Source organism: Acidimicrobiia bacterium (assembly GCA_029210695.1).
In the GTDB taxonomy this organism is placed as follows: Bacteria; Actinomycetota; Acidimicrobiia; order Spongiisociales; family JAHEDJ01; genus JAHEDJ01.
Window position 1 is genome coordinate 37,184 of sequence record JARGFH010000013.1, and the last position, 20,369, is coordinate 57,552.

22 protein-coding genes are annotated in these 20,369 nt (G+C 61.8%); 1 reads left to right on the plus strand and 21 read right to left on the minus strand.

Translation table 11 applies throughout. The features are described 5' to 3' along the window. Nucleotides 1-2 precede the first annotated feature (2 nt). The 21 genes from P1T08_06230 to P1T08_06330 form a co-directional block, all read right to left on the minus strand. On the minus strand, nt 3-548 hold the full coding sequence (locus P1T08_06230) for a YqgE/AlgH family protein (protein ID MDF1595677.1): 546 nt from the start codon (nt 546-548) through the stop codon (nt 3-5). Further along, nucleotides 545-1,246 carry a ribonuclease HII gene (locus P1T08_06235; GenBank protein MDF1595678.1) on the minus strand — a complete coding sequence of 234 codons (702 nt, stop codon included), beginning with the start codon at nt 1,244-1,246 and terminating at the stop codon, nt 545-547. The genes P1T08_06230 and P1T08_06235 overlap by 4 nt, the downstream gene beginning before the upstream one ends. Before the next feature lie 91 nt (nt 1,247-1,337). Beyond that, nucleotides 1,338-2,162 carry a lysophospholipase gene (locus P1T08_06240; GenBank protein ID MDF1595679.1) on the minus strand — a complete coding sequence of 275 codons (825 nt, stop codon included), beginning with the start codon at nt 2,160-2,162 and terminating at the stop codon, nt 1,338-1,340. Beyond that, entirely contained in the window at nt 2,155-3,648 is a 1,494-nt protein-coding gene (gene gcvPB, locus P1T08_06245) for an aminomethyl-transferring glycine dehydrogenase subunit GcvPB (GenBank protein MDF1595680.1), read from the minus strand. Before gcvPB ends, P1T08_06240 begins: the two co-directional genes overlap by 8 nt. Then, the gene (gene gcvPA / locus P1T08_06250; GenBank protein ID MDF1595681.1) at nt 3,641-4,972 is read right to left on the minus strand and encodes an aminomethyl-transferring glycine dehydrogenase subunit GcvPA; all 1,332 of its coding nucleotides are present in this window, start codon (nt 4,970-4,972) and stop codon (nt 3,641-3,643) included. The genes gcvPB and gcvPA overlap by 8 nt, the downstream gene beginning before the upstream one ends. A 1-nt stretch (nt 4,973) precedes the next feature. After that, nucleotides 4,974-6,023, minus strand: a complete 1,050-nt coding sequence (gcvT, locus tag P1T08_06255) for a glycine cleavage system aminomethyltransferase GcvT (protein MDF1595682.1) — start codon at nt 6,021-6,023, stop codon at nt 4,974-4,976. A gap of 67 nt (nt 6,024-6,090) precedes the next feature. Then, nucleotides 6,091-6,459 carry a hypothetical protein gene (locus tag P1T08_06260; protein ID MDF1595683.1) on the minus strand — a complete coding sequence of 123 codons (369 nt, stop codon included), beginning with the start codon at nt 6,457-6,459 and terminating at the stop codon, nt 6,091-6,093. A gap of 80 nt (nt 6,460-6,539) precedes the next feature. Next, the gene (locus tag P1T08_06265; protein ID MDF1595684.1) at nt 6,540-7,013 is read right to left on the minus strand and encodes a MerR family transcriptional regulator; all 474 of its coding nucleotides are present in this window, start codon (nt 7,011-7,013) and stop codon (nt 6,540-6,542) included. A gap of 83 nt (nt 7,014-7,096) precedes the next feature. Then, nucleotides 7,097-8,107, minus strand: coding sequence for a potassium channel protein (locus P1T08_06270; GenBank protein ID MDF1595685.1), 1,011 nt, complete (start codon nt 8,105-8,107; stop codon nt 7,097-7,099). Next, nucleotides 8,104-8,601 carry a bifunctional nuclease family protein gene (locus tag P1T08_06275; GenBank protein ID MDF1595686.1) on the minus strand — a complete coding sequence of 166 codons (498 nt, stop codon included), beginning with the start codon at nt 8,599-8,601 and terminating at the stop codon, nt 8,104-8,106. Before P1T08_06275 ends, P1T08_06270 begins: the two co-directional genes overlap by 4 nt. Continuing rightward, nucleotides 8,598-9,182: a hypoxanthine phosphoribosyltransferase gene (hpt, locus tag P1T08_06280; protein MDF1595687.1), complete on the minus strand. Its 585-nt coding sequence runs from the start codon at nt 9,180-9,182 to the stop codon at nt 8,598-8,600. Before hpt ends, P1T08_06275 begins: the two co-directional genes overlap by 4 nt. After that, nucleotides 9,175-10,323: a D-alanyl-D-alanine carboxypeptidase gene (locus tag P1T08_06285; GenBank protein MDF1595688.1), complete on the minus strand. Its 1,149-nt coding sequence runs from the start codon at nt 10,321-10,323 to the stop codon at nt 9,175-9,177. The genes hpt and P1T08_06285 overlap by 8 nt, the downstream gene beginning before the upstream one ends. Beyond that, on the minus strand, nt 10,320-11,000 hold the full coding sequence (locus P1T08_06290; GenBank protein ID MDF1595689.1) for a MerR family transcriptional regulator: 681 nt from the start codon (nt 10,998-11,000) through the stop codon (nt 10,320-10,322). The genes P1T08_06285 and P1T08_06290 overlap by 4 nt, the downstream gene beginning before the upstream one ends. Then, nucleotides 10,993-11,451 (minus strand): FHA domain-containing protein, encoded by a 459-nt coding sequence (locus P1T08_06295; GenBank protein ID MDF1595690.1) that lies wholly within the window; start codon nt 11,449-11,451, stop codon nt 10,993-10,995. The genes P1T08_06290 and P1T08_06295 overlap by 8 nt, the downstream gene beginning before the upstream one ends. Nucleotides 11,452-11,538: 87 nt before the next feature. After that, nucleotides 11,539-11,922, minus strand: coding sequence for a glycine cleavage system protein GcvH (gene gcvH, locus P1T08_06300; protein MDF1595691.1), 384 nt, complete (start codon nt 11,920-11,922; stop codon nt 11,539-11,541). A 39-nt stretch (nt 11,923-11,961) separates the two neighbouring features. Continuing rightward, entirely contained in the window at nt 11,962-12,495 is a 534-nt protein-coding gene (locus P1T08_06305) for a CDP-alcohol phosphatidyltransferase family protein (protein MDF1595692.1), read from the minus strand. A 59-nt stretch (nt 12,496-12,554) separates the two neighbouring features. Continuing rightward, a complete protein-coding gene (locus P1T08_06310; GenBank protein ID MDF1595693.1) occupies nt 12,555-13,559 on the minus strand; it encodes an ABC transporter ATP-binding protein in 1,005 nt (334 codons plus the stop codon). A gap of 8 nt (nt 13,560-13,567) precedes the next feature. Then, nucleotides 13,568-14,602 carry an ABC transporter ATP-binding protein gene (locus P1T08_06315; protein MDF1595694.1) on the minus strand — a complete coding sequence of 345 codons (1,035 nt, stop codon included), beginning with the start codon at nt 14,600-14,602 and terminating at the stop codon, nt 13,568-13,570. A 9-nt stretch (nt 14,603-14,611) separates the two neighbouring features. Next, on the minus strand, nt 14,612-15,748 hold the full coding sequence (locus P1T08_06320) for an ABC transporter permease subunit (GenBank protein MDF1595695.1): 1,137 nt from the start codon (nt 15,746-15,748) through the stop codon (nt 14,612-14,614). A 9-nt stretch (nt 15,749-15,757) separates the two neighbouring features. After that, complete coding sequence (locus tag P1T08_06325) at nt 15,758-16,921, minus strand: ABC transporter permease (GenBank protein MDF1595696.1); 1,164 nt, start codon at nt 16,919-16,921, stop codon at nt 15,758-15,760. Between the two features lie 125 nt (nt 16,922-17,046). Further along, nucleotides 17,047-19,044, minus strand: a complete 1,998-nt coding sequence (locus P1T08_06330) for an ABC transporter substrate-binding protein (protein MDF1595697.1) — start codon at nt 19,042-19,044, stop codon at nt 17,047-17,049. Between the two features lie 367 nt (nt 19,045-19,411). Here P1T08_06330 and P1T08_06335 point away from each other — a divergent pair, with 367 nt between their 5' ends. After that, entirely contained in the window at nt 19,412-20,350 is a 939-nt protein-coding gene (locus tag P1T08_06335) for a substrate-binding domain-containing protein (GenBank protein ID MDF1595698.1), read from the plus strand. Nucleotides 20,351-20,369: the final 19 nt, after the last annotated feature.

A 20,369-nucleotide genomic window follows, 5' to 3' on the forward strand; every position in this document is an offset into this window, starting at 1 on the left:
GGTTAGTTGAGACCCGGATCGTCCGGCAGTGTGGCGAATAGCGCGACCTTTCCTCGTTGCCTCTTCAACACGAGCGGCCACAGGTTCTCCGCGTCAGAACTGAATGGATCTTCCGGTGTGCTTGCAAACACCCACCAGGCTTCGTCTCTGATCTCACCTTCGAGTTGTCCGGGTGCCCAAGCCGCATATCCGCTGAAAACGCGCACAGTCTCGAATCCCGCTTCAGCCGGGTCGTGATCGAGGTCGACGAGTTGGACATCGTGGATGATCAACGCGCTCAGATCCCCCGCCGACTGGGGGCCTCGTGCCACCGCCAGCGCGACCTCTTGCCGAACCGGTCCGCCGGAGAACACGACCCGCGGCTCGGCGACGAGCGACTCCCACTCGTCGAGATAATCCGACACCGGGATTTCGAGCGGACGGTTCAAGACCACGCCCAGCGACCCATCGTCATCATGTTCGATCATGAGGACTACGGTCCGGTAGAAATTCGGATCGAGTAGGAATGGGGTTGCCACCAGGAGCCGGCCGGCCAGCGACTCGATCATAGAAACAGCCGCCCCTGTGGATCGGGGCGCTCGTAGCGAGCAACGCCATTCCACGGAAGCCCGTCCATGAACGCCCAACTGCGCCGATGAATGGTGGTTGGTCCAAGCGCATGGAGAGCAGCCTTGTGGATAGGGCACGGATATCCTTTGTTCGCCGCGAAGTTGAAAGCCGGGAAGTGCTCGTCGTGCGCGCGCATGATACGGTCCCTGGTGACCTTGGCGACGATGGAAGCAGCGGCAATCGACAGCGACGTCGCGTCACCCCTGATCAGAGTGCTCGTTCGACCGTTGCCGACGAAGTCCCAGTTCCCATCGACGAGCACATAGTCCGCTTCGATACCGAGACCGGTGAGAGCCCGGCGGGCGGCGAGCCGCTGTGCTTCCGACATGCCGAGTCGATCGCATTCCTCATGAGATGCATGCCCGATCGCCCAGCGGTCTACCCAGTCGAGAATACGATCGAACAGGGCTTCCCGCTCATCCTCGATCAGAAGCTTGGAATCGCGTATCTTGTAGACGCGTCGATCGGGAGGAAGGACGACCGCTCCGATCGTCAGAGGTCCGGCCCACGACCCGCGGCCGACCTCATCCATTCCCACCACGATCTGGGCGCCGCGCTCCCAGTGCCGGCGTTCGACCGTGAGCGACGGAGAACTGGAGCGAAGAGAGCGACGCAAACGCGGGACGGTATCCGGCACCGTCAGAGGTTACCCCTCCCCCGCCCGAATGCCCGATGGCTTCCACCACTCTGCCGTGCTCACCGGGAACAATCCGCTTGGAACGTTGGGCCTATGGCTCGTGAGTTGACATGACCCGCTTCAGCCATTCGACGATCCCGGCGACGACCTCCGGGCCTTCGGGTTCATTGAGCGATTCGTGTCGAAGCTTCGGGTAGAGCAACCGCTCGACGGTTGGCAGGTCGGCCAGGGTCGCCGAGACGGCGGCCGGAACCAGCTCGTCTCCGCCTCCGTGAATGACCAGGGTTGGCACGGTGAGCTTGTCGAGTCTCGCACGCACGCGGTCACCCGCTGCGAACATCTCGGCGCCCAGGCGCGTGGTTGCCTTCGTCAGGACGAGCGGATCGGCGAAATAGGCCTCACCGACCGCAGGGTCACGGGAGAGCTGCTCGGCCGAGATCTCTGTCGGAATCGCCAGTTTCGGGAACAGCTTCCCGAGTGGCGGCGCCAGCAGTCGCTGCCACGCCTTCCCTCCGCTCAGGGCCGGGGCGCTGGAGACGACGTAGTCGGGGTGAGGGCGATCAGACACGAGATAGTCGAGCACGATGAGGCCCCCGAGCGAATGACCCATGAGAACGGAAGGCAGGCCTTCTCGACGGGAGGCGGTGAGCTCTTCCTGCACCTCATCGAGGAAGTCGCAGAACGTGTCGACGTGAGCGCGGACCCCGGCCGAGGCACCGTGGCCGAGCAGGTCGTAGCTGAACACGGCAATTCCGGCATCGGCAAACAGGCCACCGGTCTGCTCGTAGCGCCCGCTGTGCTCCCCCAGTCCGTGCACTATGAGCATCGTTGCCCAGGGATCTGTCGCGACCCACTTCCGTCTGAGCCGGGTGTGGGTGCCCGTGCGGATTGTTTCGACGGTGGACGATTCAGTCATCGTCATTCCTCCAGGTCACTCGTAGATGCCGGGCGGCGGAAGCCTCATCCGGCCGTCCAACCGGTGTGTTAACGGGAGCGGCGTGCAACGCATCGGGTTCGGTGGCCGCCCGGTCGGCTATCGAGAGCAACGCAGCGGCGAGGGCATCCATCGTCTGCATGCTTTGGGTTTCGGTCGGCTCCATCATCAGCGCTTCGTCGACGATCAGCGGGAAGTAGACCGTCGGCGCATGAAACCCCTCATCCATGAGTGCCTTGACAATGTCCATGGCCCGGATACCGGTGCTCTTCTTCAGTGTCTTGGCGGATGCGACGAACTCGTGCATGCACGGTGAATCGTACGGGAGATCGTATGGGCCCCGTAACAGCTCCTCCAGGTACCTGGCGTTGAGAACCGCACGCTCCGACACACGCCGCAAGCCATCGCCACCCAGCGCCTTCATGTAGGCCAGGGCCCGGAGCACAACTCCGAAGTTGCCGTGCTTTCCGTGGACGCGGCCAATGCTCTTGGCGGGCGTCACCCACCGAATCACCCCGTCTTCGCCGGCTTCCGGAAGCGGGCCCGGTAGAAACGGCACAAGCACGTCGTGGACCGCAACAGGCCCCGCGCCGGGGCCACCACCGCCGTGCGGGGTGGCGAACGTCTTGTGAAGATTCGAATGGACGATGTCAAAGCCCATCAATCCAGGTTTGGCGACACCCATGATCGCGTTCAGGTTGGCGCCGTCGTAGTACACCAGGCCCCCTGCCTCGTGCACGATCTCGGCGATCTCAACGATGTTCTCCTCGAACAGTCCGAGGGTGTTTGGGTTGGTCAGCATCAGACCTGCAACCTGACCGTCGACCAGGCCACGCAGCGCCTCAACGTCGACCATGCCGCGGTCGTTGGAGGGCACTTCCACCGCTTGGTAGCCGCCCAGAGTGACGGAGGCGGGGTTCGTGCCGTGGGCGGCGTCCGGAATCAGGATCTTCGATCTCTCTTCGCCCTTGTCCTCGTGATAGGCCCGCATCAGCAGCAGGCCGGTCAGCTCACCTGAGGCACCGGCCGGAGGCTGGAAGGTTGCCCGGTCCATGCCCGTGATCTCGCAGAGGTATCGCTCAGCCTCGACCAACACCGCCAACGCACCCTGTGCCGAAGACGCCGGTGTTGCCGGATGGAGATCACGAAACGCAGGGTGCTCTGCCGCCCAGTCGCAGACTTTGGGGTTGTACTTCATCGTGCACGAACCGAGCGGGTACGCGCCGAGATCCACTGCGAAGTTCCGGTGTGACAGACGCGTGTAGTGCATCACTAGATCGTGTTCGCTCACCTCAGGAAGAGCGACCCGTTCCTCGCTCTTCTCCGGTAGATCGAGTTCGATCTCGGGTACATCGAGCGGTGCCAGCGACCAGGCGCGCCGGCCGGAGACGGAGATCTCTTTCAGGGTCGGTTCTTCGGAGCCACCGACGAGGGGAGATGATGCTGCAGAGCCACCAGGCTTAGGCATGAGCGATCACCTCCTTGAGTAGGGAAATGTAGGCATCGATCTGTTCCTTGGTCCGTTGTTCGGTCAGGGCGATGAGCAGCCCGTTTTCCAGTTCGGGGTAGTCGGCCGAGAGATCGATCCCGGCGAGGATCCCTTGTTTCGCCATCGCGTCGATGACTATCGCCGGTGCGACCGGCAACGTAACGGCGAATTCTCTGACATAGGCGGCGGGATGGGCAAGCTTCACACCATCGATCGTGGTTAGACGAGCCGCCAGGTAACGGGCCTTCTGAGCCGACTGTCTTCCCACCTCGGTCAGGCCGTCGGGGCCGAGCCAGGCCAGCTGAATCGCCACGCCGATGGCGTTCAGAGACTGATTAGTGCAGATATTCGATGAAGCCTTCTCTCGCCGGATGTCTTGCTCTCTGGCTCGCAGCGTGAGGACGTACGCCAAGCGACCGCGGTCATCGGTGGTAGTTCCGACCAGCCGGCCGGGAAGTCGCCTGACCAGACTCTCGGTGACGGCGAACAACCCGACGCCCGGCCCGCCGAAGGTGAGTGGCCCGCCGAGGGGTTGCCCTTCTGCAATAGCGATGTCTACTCCGGCTTCGCCCGGCGTCCGGAGCAGCCCGAGTGTCATTGGATCGACGACGGCAATCGCCAGGGCGCCACGGGTATGCGCAACTTCAACCGCCGACCCGTACGATTCGATGGCGCCGAGATAGTTCGGTTGTGCCACGACGACTGCGGCCGGCGGACCATCTGCATCAGGGTTCCAGTGCGTGACTCCCGCAACAACCGGATGTTCAACCATTGCGATACCCCGGGCGTGCGCGAATGTTGCGATCGTTTGTCGAACTTGCGGTCCCACGGCCCCCGATACCCAGATCACGTTCCGGCGGGTGGCCGCCACTGCCACATTGACTGCTTCCAGGGCGGCTCCGGCGCCGTCATAGACCGATGCGTTGGCAACGTCCATGCCCGTGATGGCACACACCATCGATTGGTATTCGAACAGTGCCTGGAGAACGCCCTGGCTCACTTCCGGCTGATAGGGCGTATAGGACGTGACGAACTCGGTCCGCAGGTTCAGCGATCGCACGGTCGGTGGAAGGTAGTGGTCGTAGTGGCCACCACCCGCAAAACAGACCAGATCGTCATTGCGTTCCGCCAGAGCAGTGATGGCGGCGACGAGTTCCGGCTCACTAATGCCCGCCGGGAGGTCGAGGTCCCCGACCACGCGTACGAGGTCGGGGAGATGTCCGAACAGATCTTCAACTGAAGAGAGGCCGACTCGACTCAGCATTGCTTCGATGTCGGCGGCGGTATGCGGTGTGAAATCCACGTCAGTCCTTTCCCACGAACGGAGGTGTGACCCGCCGGGTAGGATGCCACGCTCCACGGATTTCGACCTCAATCGGATCGGCGGGAGAGGGCGGAGGGCTCAGATACGCCATGCCGATCCCGTAGCCCAGTGAAGGGCTGAAGTTGCCGCTTGCCACCACGCCCGTTGCCGATCCGGCGCGGACCGGATAGCCGTGTCGAGGTATCTGCCGGCCCTCCATTGCGAATCCTACGAGCAGCTTGGGCAGGTCTTCCTTGAGGCGCAGGAGCGAAGGGCGGCCGACGAAACCGTGATCCCAGTCGACGACCCACTCGAGGTCGGCTTCGAGGGGGCTGGTGTCTGCGTCGAGATCCTGGCCCCACAACGGGTAACCCATCTCGAGGCGCAGCGTATCTCTCGCCCCGAGCCCACAGGCCGTCGCCCCGGCATCGAGGAATGCCCGAAATAGGGCCGGGCCCAGGTCACCGTCGACCGCCACCTCTCCCCCTCGTTCTCCCGTGTATCCGGTGCCGGCCGCCCACGCTTCTCTGCCCTCAAAGGAGCCCGTGACAACCCGGAATCGCCCCGGTCGCTGTCCGATGATCGACTCGATGAGAGCGGGTGCGTTGGGACCCTGGACTGCCAGAAGTGCGGTCGTCTCCTGAAGGGAGGCGATGGTCACGGCTGCAGGTGCGGCCGCGTGGAAACGGGCAAGGATCGGAGCCTGATTCGCACCGTTCGGAATGACCCAGTAGTGCTCGTCGTCCCATCGCCAGACAATGATGTCGTCTTCGACTCCTCCCCCATCGTTGAGGGCCATCGTGTACTGGGCTCTACCGGGCACAATCTTGCCGATATCGTTGCAGAGGAGGCTCCGGAGCAGCTCGGTCGACCCGGCGCCCTGGAGGTCGAATCGTCCGAGGTGAGAGACGTCGAACACGCCGACTTCGTCGCGGACGGCATTGTGCTCCGCCAACACCCCGTCGTACTGGACCGGCATGTCCCAACCGGAAAAGTCGACAAACTTGGCGCCAAGTTCTTCATGTGTCGCATGGAGCGGGGAACGCGGCATAACACCTCCGTTGACTTCCAGAACGAGACTAGACGCGCCGGGGATCCTCGCCGGTCAACCGTCCGTTCTACCCGGCTTCGGAGCCTGCCTGATCGAGTCGGGTTATCTGCGGCGGTCCGGGGATTCGGCTTGGCAGCGAAGCATCGTCTAGTTGACCCGGTTCCTCAAGCCCGTACTTCACGACCAGATGGAGGTAGTCACGTTGGTAGAGGATCTTGCACCGTATTTCGGGATGGAACTCGAGCAGTCGCCGAACTTTGCGGTTCTTCTTGGTTACGAGCTTCTGGTTCATCGTGGTGATCTCAATGAACATGTCTTCGTCCGGCAGGTAGAAGTCGGGAGTGAAGAAACTGGTCGGGGTGCCGTCCTCGTCGAACTCGATTTCAAACGAACGCGGTTCGTAATCCCATGGCAATCCGTAGAAGTCCAGGAGCAACGCGAACTGCCGCTCGCTGTTGTGAGCAAACGGGACGGCATCCGCCGTCGGGCGGCCGGACCCATCCGGGTGGTGAGTGCTCAGGTGGAGCCTGCCTCGATTGCGCTAACCTCCGGTTGCAGTGAATCGATTTCCGGATAGAGCTCGTGAATCTCTCCTTCGAGCTCATCCTGGACCGGGCCGACCGCAATTCCGAAGACGCCCTGTCCCTTCCGAAAGACGTCTACGACTTCGTCCGGGCTATGGGCGGCGAAGATGGTCAGTCCGTCTGAGAGCAACGTGACATCGCGGAGTGGCTGCGCACTTCGAAGCTGTTCCCGGAGAATCTCCATCGCCTGGCGGATCTTTTTAAGGCTCATGCCGGCGTCGAGCAGCCGCTTGATGACTTTTAGCTGGATGACATCGGTGAACGAGTAGAGACGCTGCGAGCCCGACCCCTGCGCATTCTGAATAGAGGGCGTGATCAAGTCCGTGCGCGCCCAATAGTCGAGCTGTCTATATGTGATGCCTACCAGATTGCATACATTGGGGGCTCGGAAGCCGGTCTCAGTCACGATGCGTTTCCCTTTCGTTGCCCAAGGTTACACGCCCGTAATTACCCCAGGGTCACTCAACCTACTCGTGCGAGCGCGCGCCGTCAACGATCATCGGAAGACTGGACGGCCAGCATGTGAATCAGGGCATCGATGTGCTCCCGCGTTCCGATCGCTACCAGCAAGTCGCCGGGCGCGAAAGAGCGGTCGGGATTCGGGTTGAGTTGAATGCCTTCCTGGTCTGCCTCGATGGCGAGAATCGTGGCGCCGGACAACTCCCTGATACGTGACGTTCGCAGTGTGGCTCCTGCGAGAGGGCTTCCTTCGGGTACTGCCAGTTGTTCGATCCGGAGTTCCACCAGGTCCCCTTCAACAACCAGATCAACGAATCGGGCCAGGTTGGGGTCGAGTGCCATCGCAGCAATGCGCCTGGCTCCCACCGTTTGCGGAGAGACGATCCGGTCGGCCCCCGCCAGGCGCAGCTTCCCAATCGATTCAGGTTCGGTGGCTCTCGAGATCACCAGCAGATCGGGTTGAATGGATTTCGCCGACAGCACGATGACCAGATTGTCTGAGTCGTCCCTGACGCAGGCAATCAACGAGTGGGCGCGTTTGATGCCGGCACTCTCCAATACATCGTTGTGAGTGGCGTCTCCTTCAACGACCAGCGCCCCTGCGGATCTGGCCGCTTCCGCCAGGGTGGGGTTCGTTTCGATCACCACCACCTTCTCGGTCCGACGGTGAATGTGCTCCCAGGTAGCGGCACCGACCTTGCCGAATCCGCACACGATGTAGTGGTCGGTGAGATTGTCGATCTGTCTGCTCATCCGTGCCGTCCCTCGTCCACCCAGGTTCTCGAGCGCCATTTCCAGGGCTGCGCCGAAAGTGTAGACCGCCGTCCCAACCCCGACGATCATGAGAAGGATGGTGACGGCCCGACCAATTCTCGAGAGGTCGATCACCTCTGCGAAACCAACCGTCGTGATGGTGACGACGACCATGTAAAAGGAGTCGAACACTGTTACGTCTTCGATGATGACGTAAGCGATCGTCCCGCTGAAGACGATCAGGGCGAGGAAGGCGGCGCCGATCCTGACTCGGGCGACGGCACTCACGGGGTGGGCGGGGCTCCGAAATCCGTTGGAGATACGTCGTCGAGGAACTCCCTAAAGGCCTCTATCTCGTCCTCCTCGGATTCCTCCTCAATCTCAATGCCGGCATCCTCGAGCACCTGTGCGTCGGCGAAGAGCGGCGCCTCGGTCCGAGCGGCAAGCGCGATGGCGTCGGACGGGCGGGCAGACACGTGGATCTCATCCGTCTCCGTCCGGAAGACGAGATCGGCGAAGAAGACGTTGTCCCGAAGTTCCGTAACCACTACGCGGTCAACTGCACTTCCAAGCGCGATGACGCTGTCCCGGAAGAGATCGTGGGTGAGCGGGCGCTGGTGCTCGACTCCCTCGAGCGCATAAGCGATCGCCGTTGCCTCGATCGCTCCGATCCAGATCGGGAGGTACCGGGTTCCTCCTCGTTCGCGCAGGAGCACAATCGGCTGATTGGACGGCAATTCGATCCGAACGCCGACCAGGTCCATCGGAACTCCGTTGCTCATGCGCTCAGACTATCACCGGGATCGGCCAACGCCATGCGGCTCAAAACGTCCGGGTCTTCCGAGAAGGCGGGGAGATCGAGCACGGCCCAGATCGATGCGAGGTTGCGGAACCGACCGTCCCAGTCCATTCCATAACCAAGGAGAAACTCGTCCCCGACCTCGAACCCCCGGTACTCGAGCGGAGTCTCTACGAGGCGACGCGAGGCCTTGTCGATCAATGTGGCGGTCGAGAGGCTCGCCACGTCGCGCATTTCGATCATCCGACGAAGCACGTTCAATGTGAGCCCGGTATCAACGATGTCCTCGACGATGACCACATGGCGCCCTTCCAAAGACGTCAGGGTGTCCATCGCGATTCGTACCCGCCCGCCTTCACCGAACCGGCTCAGGGCGAGAAAATCAACGTCGAGATCGGCAGGGATTGCACGGACCAGATCCGCCAGGAACGGAAGTGCACCGTGCAGCACGGCCACAAAGATCGGGAAACGACCCTCGAAGTCGACGCTGATCTGATTCCCCAGCTCACGTATGCGCGACTCGATGGCGGACTGGGTGATGACCTCGACGACCGGCTCAGTCATTACCCCACAACCAATCCCAATACGCGCTCGCCCAAGAGAACGCCTCACCGAGGCCGGGCAGCGAGTCCGGTTCGGTGAGTTCGAGACCGACGCGACCGATCTCTTCCATGCCCACTTCCGCGACGACCAGCGGATCGCCACCGTCTGAGTATTCAATCACGAGGTCAACCTCTCCGGCGTCTTCCGCACTGGCGAAGTACTCGAGTCCTGCGTTGGCGATCGCGTCGGTGGTACCTCCCGGCCCGCGCTGCGAGGCGACGACCTGACCAACTGCAACAACATTCAGCAGGCCGAAGGCGCTGTAGCCGTACCGGAGCAAAGCGGCGGCATCTGCGAAGTGGTCGTTGGAACCCATGACCACCGCATAGAGGCGCCGACCGTCTCGTTCCGCCGCCGCCACCATCGTCAGTTTGGCCTCGTTTGTGAACCCGGTCTTGACGCCGATGGCGCCTTCGAATGTTCCAAGAAGTGCGTTGGTGGTGGATGCCACCCGCTCCTGGCCGTCCGGCGCGTTCGGAAACGTTGAGGATCGAGTGCCGACGATGTCGGCGAAGGTGGGGTATTCCATCCCGGTCAGCGCAATCGTCAGTAGATCACGGGCAGACGAGTAGTGACCCTCCTCGTCGAGACCGTGGGGATTCATGAAGTGGGTGTTCTCCAGCCCAAGCCGGTCCGCCGTCTCGTTCATCATTCGCACGAATCCGCGCTCGGTGCCCCCGACGAATTCGGCGATGGCGATCGCGGCGTCGTTGGCAGAACGCATGAGCAGTGCCCTGAGCAGGTCTTCCATCTTCCACACCTCACCGGGCACGAGGTCGATCTCCGACTCGCCGATCTCGGTGGCGGCTTCGCTGATCACGACTCGATCGTCCAGATCGCTCTTCTCGAGGGCAACGAGTGCCGTCATCATTTTCGTGGTCGATGCCATGGCCCGCGCCTCGTCCGGGAGTAGCGCACCCAGTTCACGGTCGAACGTGTCGTCCCACAGAAGCCAGGTCTCCGAGCTGATCTCAGGCGGCGAAAGGGGGGCCAACCCCTCCAGCGGCTGAGTCGGAATGGAGAGGGGCCCGGCATCTGCGCGGGCCGCGGGTGTGAGGACCACGGTGAGGGTGGTGAGGAGGACTATGAGGCGCTGTATCACTGCGGGAGGGCTTCCCGTAACTCGTCGGATAGGAACAGCTCATAGAGGTGCTCAAACGATTCGGAACCGGTCGACAATGCATCATGCGCACGCCGCTGCGCTTCCGGCGAGCGGTGACGGCGGAGGGGTTCTGTCAGCGTAATGAGCAAATCGGATGTTCGTTCTGCCGCCAGCATGACGGTTCGGAGGTGCCGGGCTTCGAGGCCGAGTCCGATGAGCCGGCCGGCCTCGAGACTGATGGCAACGTGCCCATCGTGATACGGTCCCCGTCCGGGCAACAGCCCATGTTCGATCAGAGCTCGCATCTGCGTGTCGTTGAGTCCCGACCGCGCCAGGACCGCCTCGGCGTTGTACTCACCGTCGGGTTGACCGAGATCCCTGGTCGGGCGAGGTGCACCGTCCGGCGTCTCTACCGTCGGCTCCTCTCCCCGATCCCACATAGTGAGCTTCGACTTGATCACCTTGAGTGGGAGGAAGTGATCGCGCTGCAGGCGCAGGATATAGCGCAGGCGCTTCAGGTCGCTCTCGTGGAACTGCCGGTATCCGGATCGACTCCGCCCCGGATGTATCAGGCCCTGGTCCTCGAGAAACCGGACCTTTGAAACGGAAACGTCGGGGAACTCCTCCTTGACGAGGTTGATGACCTCACCAATGGTGAGGGCCGGTGAATCAGACATCACCCTTAGCCACAAGGAGATGGAACTTGCCGATTAGGACCTCGTCACCCGGTTTCAGCCATGCGTCGTCTACTCGCACTTCGTTCGCGTAGGTGCCGTTCGTCGAGCCTGAGTCCTCGAGCCTGAGCCCTCGATTGTCGAGCACGAACCGGCAGTGCTGGCGCGAAACGGTTATGTCGTCGAGGAAAATATCACTCTCCGGGTGCCGCCCAACGGTCGTGACCCCGGGTTGAAGCAAGAACGTGAGACCGGCCCGTGGACCTCGCTCGATGACGAGGCCGATACCGTGAACGCCGGGAACCTTTGACGCCTCCGTAGGGCTCAGCGCGGGGTGTGTCTCTGCGGACACTGGAACAAACACCACCGTCGGTTCATGCTCAATCGCCAACCCACATGAGTCACAGATGGTCGCGTCGTTGGCAAGGGTTTGCTGGCAGGACGGGCATTCCATACGGGCAATGGTAGCCGGGCCCGACGGGCCTAGTTTTGGTTCGGGTTCTGAGTCCTTGTGCCCCAACCGGGCCGATTATCCATGACCTCAGTCCGCGATCAGCGCCCCGTAGGCAGTCGCCTCCAACATGGCGTCGAGGCCCGCAGGGTCCTGGAGCCGCAGCTCGACAAACCAGCCATCGCCGTATGGATCAGAGTTGACGAGTTCCGGCTGATCGTTGAGCGCCTCGTTTACGGCCGTGACGACACCAGCCAGTGGTGCATAGACATCGGCGACCGACTTCGTCGACTCGACCTCGGCGAGTGTCGCTCCCTTGGCGAATTCGGAACCGACCTGTGGTAACTCGACGTATACGATGTCGCCGAGCGCTTCCTGCGCGTAGTCGGTGATGCCAAGACGAACTACGCCGTCTGCTCTCGCGACGGCCCACTCATGCTCTTCCGTATATCGCCGATCGCCGGGGACGTTCATCGGATCGCTTCCTCCTGTGTCAAATCACCGGTTCTGAGCTTAGCCCGGGCTGGATGTAGCCAGCGCACGTCGAATATCGATTGCGTACAAACCACCCACCCAGTAGTACAGGATCAGTCCGACGATGCCGGCGCCCCAGGCCAGAGGTTCGAATAGGCCGGGTAGAACATCTCCGGCTGCTACGTAGAACGCAGGGATGGCACCGTACAGAAGGAATGTGGCCAGTTTTCCGAGATACCGGACCTCGAGTTTGGTCCTGGTCCGGAGGGCCAGCACCAATGCACCGACCGCGATAACGGATTCCCGGATAATCAGCAATGCCGCGAACGACGAAGGTAGAACCCCTGTAGCCCACCCTGCAATCACGGCGGTCGCTACGGCGATCCGATCGGCGAGGGGATCGAGAAACTTCCCTAGCTCGCTCACCTGGCTCAGCCGTCTGGCCAGATAGCCATCGATCCAATCGGTCCAGCCGATCGCCAGGAGGAGCCAACCGGCTGCAGCCGGGTTGTCTCGCCCGATGAGCAGCCACAGGAAAACCGGGATCATCAACAGCCTGATGATCGACACCACGTTCGGTATCGTCAGCAGGTTCCTGTGCCGGCCGTCGGCCCGGTCGTCCAGTTCGGCTCCTAGAGGTTGTAGCAGGCGACGAAGTGGCCGTTGCCGAGGTCGTCGAACCCTGGATGATCGCTGGTTCGGCACTGATCGGTCGCTCGCGGACAGCGTTCGATGAACCGGCACACGGGTGGCGGATTCAGGGCCTTCGAGATTCCACCCTTGATGTCCACCCGCTCCCTTTTGTAGGCAGGATCCGGCACAGGGACTGCCGAGAGCAGCGCCCGGGTATAGGGATGTTTCGGGTTAGAAAGGAGTTCCTCTGTCGGTGCGATCTCCACGATCTTGCCCAGGTACATCACCGCGATGCGGTCGCACATATAGCGGGCTACCGCCAGGTCGTGTGTGATGTAGAGGTACGACACGTTGAACTCGTCTGCCAGCTTCAGCATCAAGTCCATGATCGAGATACGAATGCTCACGTCGAGCATCGAGGTGGGCTCGTCGGCCACAACGAAGGTTGGATCGATCACCAACGCCCTGGCAATGGCGACCCGCTGCCGCTGACCGCCGGACAACTCGTGCGGGTAGCGGAAGAGGAACGACTCCGGCGGAGTGAGCCCCACCCGATGGAGTAGCTCCGCGACTCGCTCTTCTCGCTCCTGGACGCGGCCGATGCGCTGGACGGTGAGTGATTCCGCCACCGTGTCGTACACCGTGCGGCGGGGATTCAGCGATTCGAACGGATCCTGGAAGATCATTTGAACTCGCCGACGAAAGCGTCGCATGTCAGAGCGCTGAATGTGGGCGATGTCGATGAGTTCGCCCTTGTCGTCGAGAAGGATCTGCCCCGACGTGGCCTCGGTGAGCTTCGTCAGCATCCGCCCCGTGGTGCTTTTGCCGCAACCGGACTCACCGACGAGCCCGAGCGATTCGCCGGGCGCGATCTCGAAGCTGATGTCGTCGACTGCATGAACGAAGTCGTGAGCTTCCCGGAAAATGCTCTTTGAAACGGGGAACAACTTCCGGAGGTTCTCGACCTTCACCAGGGGGCTCGTTTGGGTTGTGACGTCGCTCATCGGCTCACTCACTTCTGCAGACCTCCGATTTCGGGCACCTCTTGCCAGTGCCAGCAGGCGACCGAGTGCCCGTCGGCGACGGTGGTGAGCTGCGGGTCTTCGTCGATGCACTGCTGGGTCGCGAACGGGCACCTGGGGTGGAACCGGCAACCGCTCGGCGGATCGATCAGGTTGGGAGGTTCCCCTTCGAGGGGCGCCAGCTTTCTGCGCGGCCCGGTGATCGACGGCGTGGACTTGAGGAGGAGATAGGAGTACGGATGCTTCGGCCGGTGAAACACTTCGATGGTAGAACCCAACTCGACGAGTTTTCCTGCATACATGACGCCCATGCGCTCGGTCACCTCAGCGATGACTGCTATGTCATGGGAGATGTAGATGATGCTCATCCCGAGTTCCTTTTGGATCTTCTTGAGCTCGCGCAGAATCTGATCCTGAACGATCACATCGAGGGCCGTCGTCGGCTCATCCGCGATGATCACCTTCGGGTTACACGACAGGGCCATGGCGATGACGGCCCGCTGTCGCATCCCACCCGAGAACTCGTGCGGATAGCGCTCCATAGTGGCGGGGTTGAGCCCGACCAACTCGAATAGAGCTGCAATGCGATCGGTTTCTTCGAGGTAGGTCAGGGTCTCCGGCCAGTGCAGACGCAGGGCTTCCCTGATCTGATCACCTATGCGGTAGACGGGATTCCATGAGTTCATCGCTCCCTGGAACACCATGGAGATGTCGCGCCAACGGCGCCGCCGCATCTGCTCCTCGTCCAGTCCGATGAGGCTCTCACCGTCCAGACGAACATCACCGGACTTGATGACCGAGTTGTCCGGCAAGAGACGAAGCAAGGTCAGAGCGATCGAGGTCTTGCCACAACCCGACTCACCAACTAGTCCAATCGCCTCGCCGTTGTTGAGAGTGAAGGTGACGTCTTCAACCGCTGAGACGTCGCCCTCTTTGGTGCCGTAGTGCATCACGAGGTTCTGGACTTCGAGGAGCGGCGTACCCGCCTTGCCTCCTCTTGATTCGATTTCGAGGGTCTGTGCCATGAACTTCCTTTAGCGCTTCCGGAGGCGGGGGTTGACGACTTCGTCCATTGCTCGTCCGACCAGGAAGAACCCGGCCGAGAACAAGGTGATGGCGAGACCTGCCGGGAACATCAGCCACCACACATCGAACCCTGCGAGGGTGTAACCCTGGGTGTAGGCGATATTGATCATGATGCCCCACGACTGCTGGATGTTCAGCAGGCCGAGGAACGAAAGCGCCGCCTCGGTGAAGATTGCCCCCGTGACCGCAAACATCATGTAGAGGAAACTCAACGGCAACACATTTGGGATGATGTGCCGGGTGATGATGCGCCAGTGGCCGCCCCCGGCGATCCGGGCGGCGTCGATGAACGGTTTCACCTTCACGCTCAACGCCTGCGACTTGAGGATGATCGCCGTCCCGCCGAGGCCCGAGAGGATCCCGATGAGGATTCCCAGCATGGTCAACTCGACATTCCAGAAACCACTTACCACGATCAGGAGAGGGAGCAGCGGAATGAGAATGACGAGGTCGGCCAGTCGCATCAACAGCGTGTCGATCACGCCGCCGAAATACGCCGAGATCGTCCCGACGAGCGTTGCAAGTGCCACCGAAGAAATCGCGGCGATGGCTCCAAGCAGGAATGCCGCTCGTGCTCCAAAGAGCAACTGGGAGAAGACGTCACCGCCGAACGGGTCGGTGCCGAGAATGTGTGGATGCTTCACGCCGGAGAACACCGGCGGAGCAGGATTCGCCAGAGGCGATTCCACAGTGTCTCCGATCTCGGGAATACTCACCCCTGTTCCCAGGAACATTGCTTCGATCTGGCTGATCTCAGTCAACGGGTCGGTCACTTCCTCGACGATCGTCTTCGTGACGATGATCGAATCGGCGCCGGCCCGGATGTCGTAAACGCTCTTCCCGCCTTCGAGGTGATTCGCCCAGACAGTTGCCGTCAGAATCGGATGGGCAAGCGCCATGACACCGAAGAGGGCGATGATGGCCAGCCCTACGATGCCCATCTTGTTGTCGTTGAAGAGCGCCCAGTTCTTTCTGAATGATCTCCAACCGAGGCGCAGCCGAACGCGCCACAGCGGCTCCTCGATCACACGTTTGGGGTCGAAGCTCTCGAGTTCGCCGGTCGGCGGTGTGAGAGTGTTTGCCATGGTCCCCTCCTATCCCTGCACCCGGATGCGCGGATCCAGAAACGCGTAGGCGATGTCGGCAACCAGGTGGGCGAGGAGAGACAGCACTCCGATGAGCGCCAGTGCTCCCATCGCCACAGGAATGTCCTCGGCCGTGATCGCGCCCAGCAAGGCGCGCCCGAGACCCGGCCACGAGAAGATCTGCTCGGTGATGACGCCGCCTGCGATTACGACTGCAAGCTGAAGCACCAACGACGTCGTCACAGGAAGCATTGCGTTGCGGGCTGCGTGTCGATCCCGGATCGTCCGTTCCGGAACGCCTTTGGCCCGGGCGGTGAGGATGTAGTCCTCTCGCAGTGTCTCCAGCATCGAACTGCGCGTGAGCAGCGTTGTGCCGGCGAAGTTGACGAGGGTGAGCGTCAGAACCGGCACAACGGTGTGCCAGACGATGTCCATCGCATAGGTCCGACGACTGTTGAATGCCCAGAATACGGCTGCCATGGCGATCAGCGACCACAGAGCAATCCGATGGAGGCTCCGTCGCGACCGCGGGTCGTCGGTACTCCGATCAATCACCAGTCTCAGGATCCCGTAAACGAGAGTGACGGCTGCGATCGAGCTGAGCATCAACAAGAACACACTGTCGGCGCTGAATGGGCTGCCTATCCACGTCTCCACCGTTATGAACTTCCCAATGGGGAACCACCCCAGCTGAGATGCGAAAAACCACAACATCAAGATGGCAAACCACGGGTAGAAGACCGTCCAGAAGAATATCGACGTGACCATCACGGACTTCTCGACCACGGTTCCGCGCCGCCATGCGACTTGCTTGCCGGTGTAGAAACCGAGCCAGAACGACAGCACGGTTGCGGTCAGAAACAAGAAGACCGTTCGAGGGAGCGCAGTGAAGAGGATGTCGGCGACTTCCCGCGGATAACTCGACCAGCTGACGCCCATGTCCATGCCGAACGAGTAGTTCCAGAGGTGGTGGCCGAGTTGCACGATCTTGGGCTGATCGAGCCCCAGTTGCCGGATCATGATCTCTTTGGCTTCCGGCGGGATATTGGGGTTGCCAATGAATTGGTTGCTGATATCGCCCGGCTGAAGATCCAGCAGGAGAAAGAGCAGAGCCAGAAACACGTAGAACAGGATGAATATCTGGCCGAAACGCTTGGCTATGTATTTCACCATCGCGGTCGAGTCGCTCCCTTCCGGCCGGCCCGCGAACTATGAAATGCCAAGGGCGAGATCCGGAGATTACTGGTGTTGGGAGGGGGCCCGGTGGCCCCCTCCCAACTGCGTTCTACGAAGTGGTACTACTTCTGAACGATGCTGGTGAACCCATTCCCAAACTGCAGACCGGAAAGGGTCTGGATGAACGGGTATTTCAGGTCGCTGCTGAAGAACTCCGTGATCGGCGTATCGAAGAGCACGATATACGGGAGTTCGTCGGCAAGGATTGCCTCAGCCTCCCACATCTTCGTGTACGCATCTTCGATAGTTTCTGCCGCCAGGATGGCGTCGGAAGCAGCATCGAACTCGGCATTGACGAAGCCGGTCGAGTTGTTTCCGTCGTTGTCCTCGGCGAGATAACGGCTGTGCCAGAACGACTCGTGGAACGTCGGCAAGGCCGGGTTCCCGAGGCTCCAGCCCAGGATGTACATGTCGAACGTGATCTCCTCACCAACGCCCGGCCAGATCTTCGCCACGATTGTGTTGAAGTCGGTGGGGTTGGCCCTGGCAGGCACACCGAGTTGCTCGAGCCAGCCCTCGATCCACAGCGAAGCCGTGGCGCGGAGCGGATCGTAGCTTGCCGGGGGTGCGAGGATTTCCTGCTCAGGAACCTTCACGCCGGCCGGATCGATGAGGCCCGTACCCGGGATGATCTCCCCTTGGTCGGCATCGAACGTGGGCTCAACCTCCCACGAGAATCCGTCGGCCTTCAGGAGTTCCATCGCAGCGTTGAGACGCTCCTCGGAGGAAAGGCCCACATACTTGGCCGTCACCTCGTCGGCGACCTCCGTGTTGAACCACAGGGTGTTGCCCTCAGGAACCATCACGTACATCGGGAACGCCACACCCTGCAGAACGTTCTGCGTGAGGAATTCCTTGTCGATCATGTAGGCGACGGCTTGACGGTAGCTCTTGTAAGAACCAGGAGACTTCCGCAAGTTGAAGGCGAGGTACCGCATACCGTTGGTCGGGTTGACCGCGACCGACAGGTTTCCGGCCTCGAGACCCTGACCACGCAGACCCGGCGAAACGCCGAGCGGGTTGATCCAGTAGTCGATTTCACCGTTGATCAGCGCCAGCATGGCGGCAGACTGGTCGGTGTACACCGAGTACGTGACCTGTGTCGCATACGGTCCGTCCGAGTAGGACGTCACAATGTTGCCGGTACCTTCTCCGTAGAACTTCTCGCCGTCGATCTCGATCGTTCCGTCGTCATAGACGGTGATCTGCTGACCCTTGAACGAGTAGTCCGGGTTCGCTGCGTTGACGACGAAGGCGCCCTCTTCCCAGCTGTCGAACATGACACCACCGATGGATGGGTCACCGGAGCCGTCTGCCCCGTAGATCACCGCGGCGGGATCCTCGGTGCCGAGTGCTTCGGTAACAACATCGCTCCAGAAGGCCATCGACATCACAGTGTTGACGCCGACGTTGTGCGGCCAGGTACCGAGACCGGGCTTCGTGTCGAACGTCAGCTTGATCGTGTAGTCGTCGAGTGCCTCGAGCGCGGTCAGACGCGGCGAGGATTCCTCGCTATATGGGTAGGCCGACAGCCACGTGCCACCCAATGCGGCGTCACGCGCGGTTTCGTACGTGAAGACGACATCGGCTGCTGTGAACTCGTTGCCATCGGACCACATGACACCTTGCTGGAGGGGTTGCGTGACCGTCCAGAGATCGCCTTCGGCGACCGGCTCGACCGGCAGTCCTTCTGCAAGGGCTGGTACGACCGCCAGCGACGGCAAGTCGATCGCGAACAAACCGTTCTTTGCAGGACCGAGGACGTAGGCGTTGTAGACCGTAGAGTCTCCGCCGCCGTAGTACGTCCAGTAGTTGGTCGTCGTTAGGTCAGACGTCATACCGAGGCGATATGTGAACGCTTCGCCCGTCGGCGGGGTCGTTGTTTCGGTCGGGGTTGTCGCGGCTGTTGTATCCGTAGACCCCGTGCCATCAACCGTCGTATCGGTTGTTCCGGCACTGGTGGTCTCGGTGGTGTCGCTTCCGCAGGCGGCCGCGATCATCGCAAAAATTGCGAGGATTGCGATCAAACGCCAGAGGCGACTATTCGATGAGTTACTCACCGGTTTTCTCCTCCACTGTTGACTTGAACGAAACGCGCAACCTCGAGCGGTTCCCGCGCAACGCGGGTGAACTCTATACGTTGGCCGAACGGAATCGCAACCACCGATGGCAGGGTCTGGAAGCCCGCAAACTTCGAACGCTTGGCAGAATCCCTGTTTGCGGAGGAAAACCCCCCAGACGCCGCTCTCTCGGGAGCCGCCGGCCCGTCTTGGCCGTCCACGTGCGACTCGGTTGATCGTTCCCGATGCTGATGGCCGTGCGACTCGATCGTGACTCGCCGCATTGGTGGATTGTGCGCTCCGCGGACCCCGGGGTGTCTTTCACCTCCGGTACCATCCCCTCTATGGGTATGCGCGGTTGGATCCTGTGAAGCGCTGGCGATCAGCTCTCATTGCGGGCGTGGTCGGCGCGCTCGTCTTGCTGGCGGGTTATCTGATCGATAGACCGCCGGGAGAGGGCGGGTCATCGTCCGCAGTCCAAGCGGCAGCAGGCGATGCAGTACTCGCTTGCACAGAGGCCCTCAGGCCGGCTTGTGATGCGCTGGCCGTTGAACTCGGCACGACCGCCGGGACCTACCGGTCTGGAACCGATCCGGGCCGGGGAACCGTCGTGATCGCTCCCGCCGCCGATCTCTTCTCCGGTCTGGAGGTCGGTGACCTCGTGGCCCGCTCCCCTATTGCCATCGCAGTGTGGCAGGACCGGGCCGGCGTTTTGGGTGCTCACTGCGGCGGAGCGATCAACCTCGCCTGCCTCTCGGCGGCTTTCGGCGAGGAGTGGGAGGATCTCGGGGGCTTGCCGAGCTGGGGTGGGTTCAAGCTGGGGCTGGCAGATCCGACCCTATCCGAGGCCGGCCTGACAGCCTGGCGGGCCGTTGCCGGCGCCGGCGTGCCGCCGGGACTCGAAGCGGCGCTCCGCCTCCAGGCGGACGGTGACGCAGGCCTCATGGCGGATGTGCTCCTCTTCGGCACGGCTCGAGCCGATGTGGTCGTTACGACCGAAGTGGCGATCAGCGGCCAGTTGGCCAACGCCCCGGGTCGCGGTGGCCGACTCGTGGTGTCGTATCCCGACCCGGCTCCCTGGGTGGAGTATGTGGTCGGAACTAGCGGCGGCCGTGGCACGGACGACTTGATTGCCGGCCTCCTCAGTGACGATCTGCAGTCCCGGCTGGGCGCGTTCGGTCTCCGGCCTGCCCGAGTGGAGACCAGCGGTTTGGCAGACGGACTCGGCACACCGGGAGTGGCGCTCCCGGCCATGGACGAGACGGATAGGACCGCCCTGCTCGATTCGTGGAAGGCCCTACGATGAGACCAATAAAGGGAGTACC

What these genes read in the sequence shown, in the direction of transcription:
- P1T08_06295 (MDF1595690.1), bottom strand. Translation starts at nt 11,451, where the DNA reads ATGGAATGCCCGTCCTGCCAGCAAACCCTTGCCAACGACGCGACCATC.
- gcvT (MDF1595682.1), bottom strand. Translation starts at nt 6,023, where the DNA reads ATGCCGCGTTCCCCGCTCCATGCGACACATGAAGAACTTGGCGCCAAG.
- P1T08_06325 (MDF1595696.1), bottom strand. Translation starts at nt 16,921, where the DNA reads ATGGTGAAATACATAGCCAAGCGTTTCGGCCAGATATTCATCCTGTTC.
- P1T08_06230 (MDF1595677.1), bottom strand. Translation starts at nt 548, where the DNA reads ATGATCGAGTCGCTGGCCGGCCGGCTCCTGGTGGCAACCCCATTCCTA.
- P1T08_06240 (MDF1595679.1), bottom strand. Translation starts at nt 2,162, where the DNA reads ATGACTGAATCGTCCACCGTCGAAACAATCCGCACGGGCACCCACACC.
- P1T08_06310 (MDF1595693.1), bottom strand. Translation starts at nt 13,559, where the DNA reads ATGAGCGACGTCACAACCCAAACGAGCCCCCTGGTGAAGGTCGAGAAC.
- P1T08_06315 (MDF1595694.1), bottom strand. Translation starts at nt 14,602, where the DNA reads ATGGCACAGACCCTCGAAATCGAATCAAGAGGAGGCAAGGCGGGTACG.
- P1T08_06275 (MDF1595686.1), bottom strand. Translation starts at nt 8,601, where the DNA reads ATGAGCAACGGAGTTCCGATGGACCTGGTCGGCGTTCGGATCGAATTG.
- P1T08_06320 (MDF1595695.1), bottom strand. Translation starts at nt 15,748, where the DNA reads ATGGCAAACACTCTCACACCGCCGACCGGCGAACTCGAGAGCTTCGAC.
- P1T08_06290 (MDF1595689.1), bottom strand. Translation starts at nt 11,000, where the DNA reads ATGTCTGATTCACCGGCCCTCACCATTGGTGAGGTCATCAACCTCGTC.
- hpt (MDF1595687.1), bottom strand. Translation starts at nt 9,182, where the DNA reads ATGACTGAGCCGGTCGTCGAGGTCATCACCCAGTCCGCCATCGAGTCG.
- gcvPB (MDF1595680.1), bottom strand. Translation starts at nt 3,648, where the DNA reads ATGCCTAAGCCTGGTGGCTCTGCAGCATCATCTCCCCTCGTCGGTGGC.
- gcvH (MDF1595691.1), bottom strand. Translation starts at nt 11,922, where the DNA reads ATGAACGTCCCCGGCGATCGGCGATATACGGAAGAGCATGAGTGGGCC.